At 71.6% G+C, this 13,300-nt stretch carries 13 protein-coding genes; 7 read left to right on the top strand and 6 right to left on the bottom strand.

Annotation, left to right across the window (positions count from 1 at the left end):
• Positions 1-12: 12 nt before the first annotated feature.
• A complete protein-coding gene (locus ASC58_RS03360) occupies positions 13-756 on the bottom strand; it encodes a PIG-L deacetylase family protein (RefSeq protein ID WP_056918465.1) in 744 nt (247 codons plus the stop codon).
• 113 nt (positions 757-869) lie between these two features.
• Entirely contained in the window at positions 870-1,442 is a 573-nt protein-coding gene (locus tag ASC58_RS03365; RefSeq protein WP_056918333.1) for a general stress protein, read from the bottom strand.
• A 122-nt stretch (positions 1,443-1,564) separates the two neighbouring features.
• Here ASC58_RS03365 and ASC58_RS03370 point away from each other — a divergent pair, with 122 nt between their 5' ends.
• Positions 1,565-3,271 (top strand): cell wall-binding repeat-containing protein, encoded by a 1,707-nt coding sequence (locus ASC58_RS03370; RefSeq protein ID WP_162246809.1) that lies wholly within the window; start codon positions 1,565-1,567, stop codon positions 3,269-3,271.
• A gap of 20 nt (positions 3,272-3,291) precedes the next feature.
• Here the strand turns inward: ASC58_RS03370 and ASC58_RS03375 are convergent, their stop codons facing one another.
• Positions 3,292-4,503 (bottom strand): acyl-CoA dehydrogenase family protein, encoded by a 1,212-nt coding sequence (locus ASC58_RS03375; RefSeq protein ID WP_056918335.1) that lies wholly within the window; start codon positions 4,501-4,503, stop codon positions 3,292-3,294.
• A gap of 288 nt (positions 4,504-4,791) precedes the next feature.
• On the opposite strand from ASC58_RS03375, the gene ASC58_RS03380 reads away from it, so the two are divergent.
• The gene (locus ASC58_RS03380) at positions 4,792-5,646 is read left to right on the top strand and encodes a serine protein kinase RIO (RefSeq protein ID WP_056915369.1); all 855 of its coding nucleotides are present in this window, start codon (positions 4,792-4,794) and stop codon (positions 5,644-5,646) included.
• A gap of 45 nt (positions 5,647-5,691) precedes the next feature.
• On the top strand, positions 5,692-6,459 hold the full coding sequence (locus ASC58_RS03385) for an alpha/beta hydrolase family protein (RefSeq protein WP_056918336.1): 768 nt from the start codon (positions 5,692-5,694) through the stop codon (positions 6,457-6,459).
• A gap of 10 nt (positions 6,460-6,469) precedes the next feature.
• Here ASC58_RS03385 and ASC58_RS20415 read toward each other — a convergent pair whose 3' ends face one another.
• From ASC58_RS20415 to ASC58_RS03400, 3 genes are all read right to left on the bottom strand, one after another.
• Positions 6,470-7,444 (bottom strand): L,D-transpeptidase family protein, encoded by a 975-nt coding sequence (locus ASC58_RS20415; protein ID WP_235529067.1) that lies wholly within the window; start codon positions 7,442-7,444, stop codon positions 6,470-6,472.
• A gap of 222 nt (positions 7,445-7,666) precedes the next feature.
• Positions 7,667-8,578 carry a CoA ester lyase gene (locus tag ASC58_RS03395; RefSeq protein WP_056918337.1) on the bottom strand — a complete coding sequence of 304 codons (912 nt, stop codon included), beginning with the start codon at positions 8,576-8,578 and terminating at the stop codon, positions 7,667-7,669.
• Positions 8,578-9,669: a CoA ester lyase gene (locus ASC58_RS03400; RefSeq protein WP_056918338.1), complete on the bottom strand. Its 1,092-nt coding sequence runs from the start codon at positions 9,667-9,669 to the stop codon at positions 8,578-8,580. The genes ASC58_RS03395 and ASC58_RS03400 overlap by 1 nt, the downstream gene beginning before the upstream one ends.
• A gap of 51 nt (positions 9,670-9,720) precedes the next feature.
• On the opposite strand from ASC58_RS03400, the gene ASC58_RS03405 reads away from it, so the two are divergent.
• The 4 genes from ASC58_RS03405 to ASC58_RS03420 are packed head-to-tail and all read left to right on the top strand — an operon-like array spanning position 9,721 to position 13,297.
• On the top strand, positions 9,721-10,284 hold the full coding sequence (locus ASC58_RS03405; protein WP_235529068.1) for a hypothetical protein: 564 nt from the start codon (positions 9,721-9,723) through the stop codon (positions 10,282-10,284).
• A 21-nt stretch (positions 10,285-10,305) separates the two neighbouring features.
• On the top strand, positions 10,306-11,583 hold the full coding sequence (locus tag ASC58_RS03410) for a magnesium transporter MgtE N-terminal domain-containing protein (protein ID WP_056915373.1): 1,278 nt from the start codon (positions 10,306-10,308) through the stop codon (positions 11,581-11,583).
• Positions 11,576-12,142: a DUF1003 domain-containing protein gene (locus ASC58_RS03415; RefSeq protein WP_082552874.1), complete on the top strand. Its 567-nt coding sequence runs from the start codon at positions 11,576-11,578 to the stop codon at positions 12,140-12,142. The genes ASC58_RS03410 and ASC58_RS03415 overlap by 8 nt, the downstream gene beginning before the upstream one ends.
• A 9-nt stretch (positions 12,143-12,151) precedes the next feature.
• Positions 12,152-13,297, top strand: a complete 1,146-nt coding sequence (locus ASC58_RS03420; protein ID WP_056915374.1) for an Mrp/NBP35 family ATP-binding protein — start codon at positions 12,152-12,154, stop codon at positions 13,295-13,297.
• Positions 13,298-13,300: the final 3 nt, after the last annotated feature.

Raw genomic sequence — 13,300 nt, forward strand, 5'->3', positions numbered from 1 at the left:
GTCGTGCCTCGTTCAGCGGCGGTCCACCACGTCGAGGGTCAGCGCCTTGTCGACGCCGGCCGCCTGACCACCCCACCCGAGGATCATGCCGATCAGCTCGGCCGGCTTGGGGAACGTGTCGGGCAGGGCCGCGTTGTAGGCCGCGTGGGCCTCGAGCGAGGCCACCGACTGCTCGACGTGGTCGGTGACGTCGACGAAGTGGGTGGGGGTGGGTGAGCCGCCGAAGCAGAGCCGCTTGACGTTCCAGGGTTCGAACCCCTCGTCGACCAGCTCGGGGAAGATCCAGCGGTTCCCGGCGTCGGCCACCGCGTCGACGCAGGCGAGCCCGACGGCCCGGTGGTCGGCCTGGTTGAGCATCCCCTGGACGAACCGGTCCCCGTAGTGACCGGTGACGACCACGTCCGGCTTGCGGCGCCGGATCTCGCGGGCGATGTCCCGGCGCAGTGGGAGCCCGTACTCGACGTTCCCGTCGCGGTGGTCGCCGAAGTCGACCTCGGTCACCCCCACGAGCGCGGCGCCGTCCCGTTCCTCCTGCTCGCGGACACCGGCCGCCTGGTCGGGGTGCATCGTGTCGATCCCCGCCTCGCCGCGGGTCAGCAGGAAGTAGGTGACGGTCTTGCCGGCCGCGGTCCACTTCGCCACGGCTGCCGCGGTGCCGTACTCGATGTCGTCCGGGTGCGCGACCACGCACAGGACGGAGGAGAAGTCGTCACCGAAGTCGACGAGGGCGGGTCGGTCACCGGCGGGCTCGCTCATCCCGGCAGCGTACGACCCGGCGTCCGTCCTGCCCATCCCCCGAGGTCACGCATCCAGGGACCGGCTGCGGGTGCGCCGCCGGGGACCGGCTGTGGGTGTGCCGGGTGGCTCCGTCAGGCGGGCGGGGGTTGCTGACCCGGGTGCGCCTGCTGCTGCCGAGCAGCCTCGAGGTTCGCCGGGGCCTGCGCCTGGGCAGCGGCCATCGGGTCCATCTGGGTGAGCAGCTCACGGGCCTGGGCGGCGAACTTGTGCTCGACGAGGACCTCGTACTGCGTGGCCACGACCTGCATGACCGAGGTGAAGTCCCTCGGGCCCCGGGCGATCTGGTAGCCGAGGAGGCTCCACACGACGCCGAACAAGGCGCCGAAGGCCACCGTCGCGAGGATGCCGGACAGGCCCTGGTTGTCGAACAGGGCGAAGGCCGCGCCGACGAACAGGCCGAGCCAGGCGCCGGAGATGAGCCCGCCGAGGGCAGCCCGTCCGCGGGTCAGGCGTCCGGTCACCCTCTCGAGCTGCTTGAGGTCGGTGCCGACGATGAGGACGTTCTGCACCGGGAACTCGTGGTCCGACAGGTAGTCGACCGCCCGCTGCGCCTTGTCGTAGGTGTCGTACCGGCCCAGGGACATCGGGTACTCCAGCGCGAGGACGGCGCGGGAGCGACTGAGGGCGGTGGGCTGCGTGCTCATGCCCCCAGTGTGTCAAAGCCCGCTGGACGTTGCCTGAACGGCCGGGGTCCGGTCCTCCCCTGTTCAGCCGTGACGGGGACACCACCCTCGCGCCCGTTCGGGGAAGGTGTCACTCTGGAGTGGTGTCCCCGGCCAGCACTCTCCGTCGCGCCAGGGCGGTCTCGGCCTGTGCCGCGATCGCCCTCCTCGCCGTCCCGGCAACGGCGCACGCGGCACCCAGGGCCGATCCCGACGCCCGCGCCGGCAAGGCCACCACCCGGGACGTCGGTCCCGACGCCGGCCCGGTGCCGTCTCCCGTCACCGCTGCCGCCGCCCCGACCACGGACCGCCTCGCGGGCGCCGACCGCTACGCCACCGCCGTCGCCGCCTCCCGGGCTGCCTTCCCGAGCGCGAACCCGGCGGGCCTGACCACCGTGTACCTCGCCTCCGGGGCCGACTACGCGGACGCCCTGGCTGCCGGCCCGACCGCGGTGGCCCGTGCCGGCGGGCTGCTCCTCACCCAGCCCGACCGACTCACCGCATCGACGGCGACCGAGCTGCGTCGCCTGGCGCCCGACCGTGTCGTGGTCGTCGGCGGCGCCGGGGCGGTCTCCGCCAAGGCGATGCGGGACGTCAGCGCCCTCGGCCTCCCCGTGAGCCGGATCTCGGGGGCCGATCGCTACGCCACCTCCGCGGCGGTCGCGCGGGAGGGCTTCCCGTCCGGCGCCCGCACCGCCTGGGTCGCCACCGGCCAGGGGTATGCCGACGCCCTCTCCGCCGGCCCCGCGGCCTCCGCCGCAGGCGGTCCCGTCGTCCTCGTCGACGGTCGTTCGCGCACAGTGCCCGCTGCGACCAGCCAGCTGCTCAAGGACCTCGGTGTGACGACGGTGCGGATCGCGGGCGGCAGCGGGGTGGTCTCCAGCGGCATCGAGTCGGGTCTGCGGTCCCTCGTCGGCTCCTCGGCGGTGACCCGCTCCGCCGGCGCCGACCGGTACACCACCACGATCGCCGTCAACAGCCGGGCGTTCCCGTCCCTCTCCCGGGGGGACGCCTACGTGGCCGCGGGGAACGGCTTCGCCGACGCCCTCGCCGTCGGGGTGCTCGCGGGGCGGTCCAAGCGACCCCTGTACCTCTCCTACGCCTACTGCGCCAACGGTTCCGTGCGCACAGAGCTGAGTCGTACGGCCATCTCGAGGGTTCGGCTCGTCGGCGGTCCGGCAGCGATCCGCGGGTACGTCGGGACGCTCGGAACCTGTGGGAGCCTGACGGCCGCGGACAGCCTGTGGGTGGTCGCCAACAAGCAGCGACGCCTCAGCCCCAAGAGCTATGCACCCAGCGGCCTCGTCCAGCCCGACGTCGCGACGATCAACGGCCACAAGCTCCGCAGGGACGCTGCCGCCGCGCTCAAGACGATGATCGACGCCGCTAGAGCCGAGGGCGCCGGTCGCATCGCGCTCCTCAGCGGCTACCGCTCCTACTCCTACCAGGTGCAGGTCTACAACGCCGAGGTCGCACTGCGGGGCGTGGCCGCCGCCGACAAGGTGGTCGCCCGGCCCGGCTACAGCGAGCACCAGACCGGACTCGGCATGGACCTGTCACCCGTGGGTGACCCCAGCTGCAACGACTACCGCTGCATCGGCAACACCCCGCAGGGCCGCTGGCTCGCGGCCAACGCCCCCCGGTTCGGATTCGTCCTGCGTTACGAGAGCGGGCGCACCCCGACCACGGGCTACAGCCCCGAGCCGTGGCACTTCCGCTACCTCGGCGCCGCGACGTCACGCGACTACAAGGCCGGTGGGTTCCACACCATCGAGGACTACTTCGGGTTGCCGGCAGCACCGAGGTACTGAGCCCGCTCCCGGGTGCGCTGCTACGTCTTGAGCGCGAAGTCCTCGAGCAGGCGCCGACCGATGATCATCTTCTGGATCTCGGCGGTGCCCTCGCCGATGAGGAGCATCGGGGCCTCGCGGTACAGCCGCTCGATCTCGTACTCCTTCGAGTACCCGTAGCCACCGTGGATGCGGAACGACTGCTCGACCACGTCCGCGCAGTTCTCGGAGGCGAGGTACTTGGCCATCCCTGCCTCGAGGTCGTTGCGCTTGCCGGCGTCCTTGAGCCGGGCGGCCTTCACCATCATCTGGTGGCTGGCCTCGACCTTGGTGGCCATGTCGGCAAGGCGGAAGAGGATGCCCTGGTGCTCGGCGATCTTCTTGCCGAACGTCTCGCGCTGCTGGGAGTAGGCGATCCCGAGCTCGAAGGCCCGCATCGAGACGCCGCAGGCGCGGGCCGCGACGTTGACGCGGCCCACCTCGACGCCGTCCATCATCTGGTAGAAGCCCTTGCCCGGCTCGCCACCGAGGATCTGCGCCGACGTGGTGCGGTGCCCGTCGAGGACGAGCTCGGTGGTGTCGACACCCTTGTAGCCCATCTTCTCGATCTTCCCGGGGATGGTGACGCCCTGCGCGGTCTCGCCGAAGCCGGGCTCCTTCTCGACGAGGAAGGTCGTCATGTTCTTGTAGACCGAGTCGGCGCCGAGGTCCGACTTCACCAGCACCGCAACGAGATTCGCGCTGCCGCCGTTCGTGAGCCACATCTTCTGGCCGGTCAGGGTCCACTCGGTCGCGTCGCCCTCGCCGCCGCCCTTGACGGCCTTGGACTTGATCGCCGAGACGTCCGACCCCAGACCCGGCTCGCTCATCGAGAACGCCCCTCGCACCTCACCGGTCGCCATCCGCGGCAGGTACCGCTGCTTCTGCTCCTCGGTGCCGTGCTGCAGCAGCATGTAGGCGACGATGAAGTGCGTGTTGATGATGCCGCTCACGGACATCCAGCCCCGGGCGATCTCCTCCACCACGAGCGCATAGGTCAGCAGGGACTCGCCGAGGCCGCCGTACTCCTCGGGGATCATCAACCCGAAGATCCCCATCTCCTTCATGCCCTCGACGATCTGCGTCGGGTACTCGTCGGCGTGCTCGAGCTCCTGCGCCACCGGGATGATCTGCTCGTCGACGAACTCCTTGACGAGCTTGACCAGCTCGACCTGCTCGTCGCTCAGTCCGTCGGTCTGCTGGAGTCGGGACATCCGGGGATCGCCACCTTGCGTTCGCGGGAAAGGAAACCTCCCGCGAGTATGCCGAGCGGCTCGGTCCCGGCACAGGTTCAGCTCGTGTGAGCCTCCCCACCCGCGGGGAGGTGCAGCGTCGGTAAATCGGTGGCGGGGCGGCATACCGGTCTGTCACGCTCTCACCGGAAGCGCTGGGCAGCCGAGCCCGCGCCCGAGCTCCACACCGGAAGAGACGGAGGGTCGAGATGTCCACGACGGTCCCGGGCACCACCTGTGCCCTCTCCCCTCTTCCCTTGGAGTTCACCCATGCAGTTCAAGGAGTCCGCGGCCCTTCCAGGGGCTGACCTCTTCTCGTTCGACAGCCTTCCCGACGACCCGCCCGAGGGCGAGCGCTGGTCGAGCTGGGACGGTGCCACGCACGGTCCGAAACCCCGACCCGACTGGGTCATCACCGCGCTCGGCGCCGTCGAGACCGACCTCGGCGTCCTCAAGACGGGCAAGGAGGCGGACGTCCACATCGTCCGTCGCTGGATCCCCGACGGCACGACCGAGCCGGCGGTCGACAGCTTCCTCGCCGCCAAGCGCTACCGCACCGGCGAGCACCGGATGTTCCACCGCGACGCCGGCTACCAGGAGGGACGCCGGGTCCGTCGCAGCCGCGAGATGCGAGCCATGGCACGACGCACCGAGTTCGGCAGGGAGCTGCTCTCCGGGCAGTGGGCCATCGCGGAGTTCGAGGCCCTGGGAACGTTGTGGGAGATGGGGATCCCCGTTCCCTACCCCGTGCAGCTCAGCGATCGCGAGATGCTCATGGAGTTCATCGGCGCCGACGGAGTGGCCGCACCGCGGCTGGCCCAGGCGCGACCGGAGGCGGCCCTGCTGCCCGAGCTCTTCGAGCAGCTGCGTTCGGTCATGGTCGTCCTGGCGGAGCGGGGCTGGACCCACGGCGACCTCTCGCCGTACAACGTCCTGCTCCACCACGACCGCCTCGTCGTCATCGACTGGCCCCAGATCGTCGACATCATCGGCAACCCGCGCGGGTTCGAGTTCCTGGAGCGCGACGTCACGAACATGTGCCGCTGGTTCACCACCCGGGGCCTGGCGGTCGACGAGGGCGAGCTCCTCGGTGACCTCGTCGCCGCCTCGACCGCCCGGTGGTGAGGCGCGGCGACCGAGCGCCCAGCGGGGCGCGGCTAGGCTCGCGGCATGTCCACGGTGAGCCGGCGCGGGGTGCTCCTCGGCGCAGCCGGAGCAGCTCTCGGCCTCGCGGGGTGCGGCGCCAGCGGCCCCCGGCGCCGGTCCGGGACCCTGCGCAGCCGTCACTGGCCGGACCACGACATCCGGTGGGAGATGGCCCTCCCCGACTCCGGGCGCGGCGCCAGCCCGCTCGTCGTCGTCCTGCACGGCAAGAGCGGCAGCGCGCGCTCGGCGTTCGACTCGCTGCACCTCGACGAGCACGTGGCGGCGACCGGGCTCACCATCGCCTCGGTCGACGGCGGCGACTCCTACTGGCACCGGCGCCGCAGCGGCGTGGACACGGGGGCCATGGTCGTCGACGACTTCCTGCCGCTCGCCCGCAACGAGGGCGGGTACGGCGGCCCGGTGGCCCTCCTCGGGTGGTCGATGGGCGGCTACGGGGCCCTGTTGCTGGCGTCACAGCTCGGTCGTGAGGGCGTGGGCGCCGTGGTCGCCGAGAGTGCGGCCCTCTGGACCGGCCCGGGCGCGAGCGCCTCGGGTGCGTTCGACGACCGGGAGGACTTCGTCGCGCACGACGTGTTCGACCGGGCCGACGTCCTCGCGGGCCTCCCCGTCCGGCTCGACTGCGGGGACCGCGACCCCTTCGTGGCGGCGAACCGTGCCTTCGCGAAGGTACTCCCGTCAGCGACCCTGACCGTCGACGCCGGAGGCCACACGAACACCTACTGGCGCGAGCACGCCCGGGGCCAGCTCGAGTGGATCGCCAAGCAGCTCTGAGCGATCCGCGTCAGTAGACGACGACGCGGCTACCGATCGGCATCAGGTTGTCGGCCCAGATCATGTTCATCGCCGGGTTGCTCACGCGGGCGCAGCCGTGCGACGCCGGGTATCCGGGGATCGACGCCGCCCCGTGGACGGCGATGCCACCGTTGAAGTACCGGGGGCGCCAGAGGTCGCCGAGCGGGCCCTTGTCGAGGTGGTCGACGGAGCGGAAGGTGCTGAACGTCCCGGCCGGGGTGTTCGCGACGTGCTGGCTGCCCCTCGAGGTGTACGTCTCGCCGCTCCCGGTGCTGGTGTTGAGGATCGTCGTGACGCGCCCACCGCGGACCACGAGCAGCAGCTGTCGGGCCTTGTCGATCTCGATGCCGGTGCCACCGATGCGCGACTGCGGGCGGGTCCCCGCCTGGAGGGCCTTCCGGGTCGAGGGCCCGTACACACCGTCACGGCCCAGGCCGGCGGCCTTCTGCAAGGCCATCACGGCCTGCGACGTCAGCAGGCCGAACTCGCCGTCCGCGGTGCCGTTCCAGTAGCCGAGCGATGAGAGCCGCTGCTGCACCGACTTCACGTACGGCCCCGAGTCGCCGACGTGGAGGGTGTCGCCCTCCGTCGGGACCGGCTGTGGCTTCGGCGCGGTCGGAGTGGGGGCGGGCTTGGTGGTCGGCTTCGGCGTGGTCGGCGCCGGAGCCGGCTTCGTGGCCGGCTTCGTCGTCGGCGTGGCCGTTGCCGTGTCGCTGGGGACGGCCGGCGTCGCCTCGGTGGGCTCGCTGGTCGTGGGGTCGGCGCTCGGGGTGTCCGCGGAGGGGGTGTCGGCGGACGGCTGGTCCGAGGAGGACGGTGCCGCTCCGGCGACCGGTCCGCTCGACGAGGCGCTCGCGCTCCCGACCGACACCATGCCGCACCCGCTGAGGGCCGTGGCGGCAACCATCAGGCCCGTGGCCAGGACCGTCGTCGAACGGCGTGGGTCGAGTCGGTGGTGGGTCATGGTGTCCCTCTCGTCGCTGCGCGGTGAGGCCGTACCTGCGGAACCTCACACAGGGTGACGCACCAGCACGCAAACCGGTTGTCCCGGATGCGTGTCGTTGCCGACTCGAGACCTGGCCCACCGGCCCCAGACATGGCGCGGTCGCCCTCCCCCCGAGGGCGACCGCACTCACCTAGACGCGGAGCGGGGGCCAAAGGTTGCCTGCCGATTCGAGTTGATTTCTCAACTTGTCGAGGTGGACCCCGAGACCGCTTCGTGCACCGTCAGCACCCGGCGGGCGGTGTCGACGTGGAGGCTCTCGATCATCCTGCCGCCGTAGGTCACGACCCCTGCTCCGGCCCCGTCCTCCCATGCGCGCAGGATGCCCTTGGCCTCCTCCACGGCTTCGGGGCTCGGCGCGAACACCGCGTTGCAGGGCTCGACCTGTCCGGGGTGCACCAGCGTCTTCCCGTCGAACCCCAGCTGCCTGGCCTGCAGGCACTCCGCAGCGAAGCCCTCTGCGTCACGGACGTCGTTGTAGACGCCGTCGAGGATGACCGTGCCCGTCGCGCGGGCTGCGAGCAGGCACAGCCCGAGCCCGGTGAGCAGCGGCTGCCGCCCGGGCACGTGCTCGGCCTGCAGCTCCTTGGCGAGGTCGTTGGTCCCCATCACGAGGACGGTCAGCCGCTCGGAGGCGGCCGCGATCTCCTCGCAGTGCAGCATCGCGGCGGGCGTCTCCACCATCGCCCACAGCGAGGTGCGTGCCGGGGCCCCGGCTGCCTCCATCGCGGCAACGAGGTCGCGCACCTCCTGCGCCGACCCGACCTTGGGGACGACGACCGCGTCGGGGCCTGCCGCGCACGCCGCCGCGAGGTCCTCCTCGTGCCACTGCGTCCCGCTGCCGTTGATGCGGATGGTCACCTCGCGCGGCCCGTACTCACCGGATCGTGCTGCAGCACAAGCGTTCTCGCGTGCCTGGACCTTCGCGTCGGGGGCCACCGCATCCTCGAGGTCGAGGATCAGCGCGTCCACGGGAAGCGTCTTGGCCTTCTCCAGGGCCCGCTCGTTGGACGCGGGCATGTAGAGGACCGAACGACGAGGCCGGTATGCCGCCTGCGCACCCTCGTCGCCTGCACCCGGTCCGAGGTCACCCATCAGGAACCCTCGCCCTCGAGAGAAGGCGACTTCACGGCATACGCCTGCGCGAGTGCGGGATCGGTCCTGGCGAGCCGCTCGGCGAGCTCGAGCACCACCTGGCACTGCTTGAGGCTCGCGTCGTCCTCCATCTTCCCGTCGAGCATCACCGCACCGGTGCCGTCACCCATGGCGTCCACCACGCGCCGGGCGTGGGCCACGTCCTCGGGCGACGGACTGAACACCCGCTTGGCGATCTCGACCTGCACCGGGTGCAGCGACCACGTGCCGACGCAGCCGAGCAGGAACGCGTTGCGGAACTGGTCCTCGCACGCGACGACGTCGGCGATGTCACCGAAGGGACCGTAGTAGGGGAAGATCCCGTGCATCGCGCAGGCGTCGACCATGCGCGCGATCGTGTAGTGCCACAGGTCCTGCTGGTAGGTGGCGCGCGCGGCGTGCACGGCGTCGTCGACGCCCTCGGGAGGGTCCTGGCGGACGAGGTACCCGGGGTGCCCACCACCGACGCGGGTCGTCTTCATCCGGCGGTCGGCCGCGAGGTCGGCCGGTCCGAGCGACATCCCCTGCATGCGCGGGCTGGCGCCGGCGATCTCCTCGACGTTCGCGACGCCGCGGGCGGTCTCCAGGATGGCGTGCACCAGGATCGGGCGGGTCAGCCCGGCCCTGGCCTCGAGCTGGGCGAGGAGGCGGTCGACGTAGTGGATGTCCTCCGGGCCCTGGACCTTCGGCACCATGATGACGTCGAGCTTGTCGCCGATCTCGGTGACCAGCGTCGTCAGGTCGTCCAGCACCCAGGGGCTGTCGAGGCTGTTGACGCGGGTCCACAGCTGGGTGGAGTCGCCGAAGTCGGTCGCCTTCGCGATCGCGACCAGGCCCTCGCGGGCGGCGACCTTGCGGTCGGCCTTCACGGCGTCCTCGAGGTTGCCGAGCAGGACGTCGACCGTGCCGACCATCGCCGGCACCTTGGCGGCCATCTTCTCGTTGCTCGGGTCGAAGAAGTGGATGACCCGGGAGGGCCTCGAGGGCACCTGCGTCAGGGGGGCCGGGGCACCCACGGCAAGGGGGGCGAAGTAGTCCTTGGGGCTGCGCACGCGGCGACGCTAGCAGCGACAGTCACGCGGGGGTTATGACAGAGTTCACGTGTGACCGAGACCGCTCCCGACCAGCCCGGGACGGCACCAGCGAGCCCGCCGCTGAACGTGACGGCGCTGTTCGCCGAGGCAGCCTCCAAGTCAGGCCTGATGTGGGTGCAACCCCCCGGCGACCGGGCCTGGCCCTTCTGGCACGCCTGGGCCGAGGACACGGTCTACGTCGTCTCCGGTCCGGGCGAGCAGACGTTGCCGTGGCTGCCGGAGGAGGTCACGCTCGTGGCCCGCAGCAAGGACACCGGCGGACGCCTCCTCACCGTGTCCGCGAGCGTGCGGGAGATCCGGCCCGACGAGGAGCGCTGGGCCGTGGCGACCGACGCCCTCAAGGCGGGCCGGCTCAACGCCGCCGCCGACGCGCTGGACCGCTGGGCCCGGGAGTGCACGGTCCGGGCGCTCACCCCCTACGGAGCACCGCTCGAGGCACCCGGCAGCTACGACACCGGGTCGGGCGCCGCACCGGTGCCGGTGTCCGAGGCGACGACCTCCACGTGGCGTCCGTGGCACTGGCGCGGACGGCCACGGCGCCGTCGCGGCAACCGCCTCCCTGACGGCGGCTGACCAGCCGGATAGCCTTGCGGCGTGAGCACTCCGTCGCGTGTCTTCGTGGGCCGCCTGACCAGCCTGAGCGTGTTCGACCCGCTCGGTGACCAGGTGGGTCGGGTGCGCGACGTCGTCGTCACCTTCGGGGCCTCACGGCGCCGACCACGCGTCATCGGCCTCGTCGTCGAGGTGCCCGGCCGACGTCGCGTCTTCGTGCCGATGACCCGCGTGACCTCGGTCGACGGCGGACAGGTCATCACGACCGGCCTGGTCAACATGCGCCGCTTCGAGCAGCGCACCAACGAGGTCCTCGTCATGGCCGAGATCCTCGAGCGCCCGGTCACGGTCGCCGACCCGGAGGGCGCGTACTCCGCGACCGTCGAGGACGTCGCCATCGAGCGCGAGCGCAGCCGCGACTGGTCGATCTCGAAGGTGTTCGTGCGCCAGGGCGGGAGCAGCCGGACCGCGATCGGGCCGTTCCGCCGACGCCGCGGCGCGACCGTGCTGGTCCCTGTCGAGGACGTCACCGGCATCCACCAGTCGTCGAGCAGCCAGTCCGCGGCCCTGCTGCTGGAGACCTACGACGACCTCAAGTCCGCCGACCTCGCCGACGTCATCCACGACCTGTCGCCCAAGCGCCGGGCCGAGGTCGCCGAGGCGATGGACGACGACAAGCTGGCCGACGTCCTCGAGGAGCTGCCCGAGGACGACCAGGTGGAGATCCTCGACTCGCTCCCGGTGGAGCGGGCCGCCGACGTCCTCGAGGCCATGGAGCCCGACGACGCGACCGACCTGCTGCACAACCTCACCACCGAGAAGCAGGAGGAGCTCCTGCAGCTCATGGAGCCCGACGAGGCCGCCGACCTGCGGCGCCTCCTCACGTACGACGAGGAGTCCGCCGGCGGCATGATGACCACCGAGCCGGTCATCCTCGGCCCTGAGGCGTCCATCGCCGAGGCCCTGGCCGTCGTGCGCCGGGTCGAGCTGTCCCCCGCCCTCGCCGCCACGATCTACGTCTGCCGCGCCCCGCACGAGACCCCGTCGGGCAAGTACCTCGGCATGGTCCACATCCAGCGCCTGCTGCGCGAACCCCCGCACGGCTCCATCGGCAGCATCCTCGACAAGGAGATCGAGCCCCTGACGGCCGAGGCGCCCCTGGGCCAGGTCACCCGGATGCTCGCGACGTACAACCTCGTCGGGGTGCCCGTGGTCGACGAGGACGGCCGCCTCGTCGGAGCGGTCACCGTGGACGACGTGCTCGACCACATCCTGCCCGACGACTGGCGCGAGGAGCGGCACGAGGTGACCCGTGGCTGAGCGCCAGAATCGCGCCCCCGCCCGCCTGGACCAGCCACGCGAGACCCGTCGCACGCTGCTGCCCCGGCCGTCGGTCAACCAGGAGACGTTCGGCGTCTGGAGCGAGCGCTTCGCCCGGTTCATGGGGACGCCGCGCTTCCTGATCTACATGACGTTGTTCGTCATCGCGTGGATCGGCTGGAACGCCTTCGGCCCGGTTGACCTGCGCTGGGACCCCTACGCCTTCATCTTCCTCACGCTCATGCTCAGCCTGCAGGCCTCGTATGCCGCGCCGCTCATCCTCCTCGCGCAGAACCGCCAGGCCGACCGCGACCGCGTGGCCCTCGAGCAGGACCGGGCCCGAGACGAGCGCAACCTCGCCGACACCGAGTTCCTCACCCGCGAGGTGGCGGCCCTGCGCCTGGCGATGCGCGACACCGCGACGCGCGACTTCGTGCGTTCCGAGCTGCGCAGCCTGCTCGAGGAGCTCGACGAGCGGGGGTTCGAGTCGCGCCGGCGTGAGGGAGATGACAGCCGCGGCGGCCCGACCGGTTCTTCGCGGGACGGGTCCTCGACCTAGCATGGGGGCATGCCCCACCCCGCAGCACCTGTGACCGACGAGGCCCTCCACCAAGCGCTGGCGACGGTCATCGACCCCGAGATCCGCAAGCCGGTGACCGAGCTCGGCATGGTCGAGAGCTGCACGGTCGACGAGAGCGGCCGGGTCGCCGTCACCATCCTCCTGACCGTGTCGGGCTGCCCGATGAAGGACACGCTGACCAAGGACACCACCGCCGCCCTGGCGAAGGTGCCCGGCGTGACGTCCGTCGACGTCACCCTCGGCGTCATGAGCGACGAGCAGCGCACCGCCCTGCGACAGCAGCTGCGCGGGGGCGTCGCCGAGCGCGAGATCCCGTTCGCCCGCCCCGGCTCCCTCACCCGTGTGTATGCCGTGGCCTCCGGCAAGGGCGGCGTCGGCAAGTCCTCGGTCACCGTCAACCTCGCGGCCTCCCTGGCCCAGAGCGGGTTGCGGGTCGGGGTCGTCGACGCAGACGTCTACGGGTTCTCGGTGCCGCGCATGCTCGGTGTCGAGCACCGCCCCACGCAGGTCGACGACATGATCCTGCCGCCCATCAGCCACGAGGTGAAGGTCATCTCGATCGGCATGTTCGTGCCCGGCAACCAGCCGGTCGTGTGGCGCGGCCCGATGCTCCACCGGGCCCTGCAGCAGTTCCTGGGCGACGTCTTCTGGGGCGACCTCGACGTCCTCCTGCTCGACCTGCCGCCGGGCACCGGCGACATCGCCATCTCGGTCGCCCAGCTCATCCCCGGTGCCGAGATCCTCGTCGTCACGACCCCGCAGCAGGCAGCCGCCGAGGTCGCCGAGCGTGCGGGCTCGATCGCCCTCCAGACGCACCAGCGCCTCGTCGGGGTCATCGAGAACATGTCGTGGCTCGAGCTGCCGGACGGCTCGCGGCAGGAGATCTTCGGCTCCGGTGGCGGTCAGCGCGTCGCCGACTCGCTCACCCGCGCCGTCGGGGCGGACGTGCCCCTGCTGGGCCAGATCCCCCTCGACACCAACCTGCGCGAGGGTGCTGACGAGGGTGTGCCGGTCGTCCTGCGCAACCCCGACTCGGCTGCCGCCGTGGCGCTTCGCGGGATCGCGCGCGGCCTGGGCACGCGCTCGCGCGGCCTCGCTGGTCGTTCGCTGGGCCTGTCGCCCGTCGGTCGCTGACGT

This window comes from Phycicoccus sp. Root101 (assembly GCF_001426245.1).
Taxonomy (GTDB): domain Bacteria; phylum Actinomycetota; class Actinomycetes; order Actinomycetales; family Dermatophilaceae; genus Pedococcus.

Bases quoted from the DNA above. Each gene is read 5' to 3' on its own strand.
- ASC58_RS03365 (WP_056918333.1), bottom strand. From the start codon at position 1,442: ATGAGCACGCAGCCCACCGCCCTCAGTCGCTCCCGCGCCGTCCTCGCG.
- ASC58_RS03385 (WP_056918336.1), top strand. From the start codon at position 5,692: ATGTCCACGGTGAGCCGGCGCGGGGTGCTCCTCGGCGCAGCCGGAGCA.
- ASC58_RS03380 (WP_056915369.1), top strand. From the start codon at position 4,792: ATGCAGTTCAAGGAGTCCGCGGCCCTTCCAGGGGCTGACCTCTTCTCG.
- ASC58_RS03360 (WP_056918465.1), bottom strand. From the start codon at position 756: ATGAGCGAGCCCGCCGGTGACCGACCCGCCCTCGTCGACTTCGGTGAC.
- ASC58_RS03395 (WP_056918337.1), bottom strand. From the start codon at position 8,578: ATGGGTGACCTCGGACCGGGTGCAGGCGACGAGGGTGCGCAGGCGGCA.
- ASC58_RS03375 (WP_056918335.1), bottom strand. From the start codon at position 4,503: ATGTCCCGACTCCAGCAGACCGACGGACTGAGCGACGAGCAGGTCGAG.
- ASC58_RS20415 (WP_235529067.1), bottom strand. From the start codon at position 7,444: ATGACCCACCACCGACTCGACCCACGCCGTTCGACGACGGTCCTGGCC.
- ASC58_RS03420 (WP_056915374.1), top strand. From the start codon at position 12,152: ATGCCCCACCCCGCAGCACCTGTGACCGACGAGGCCCTCCACCAAGCG.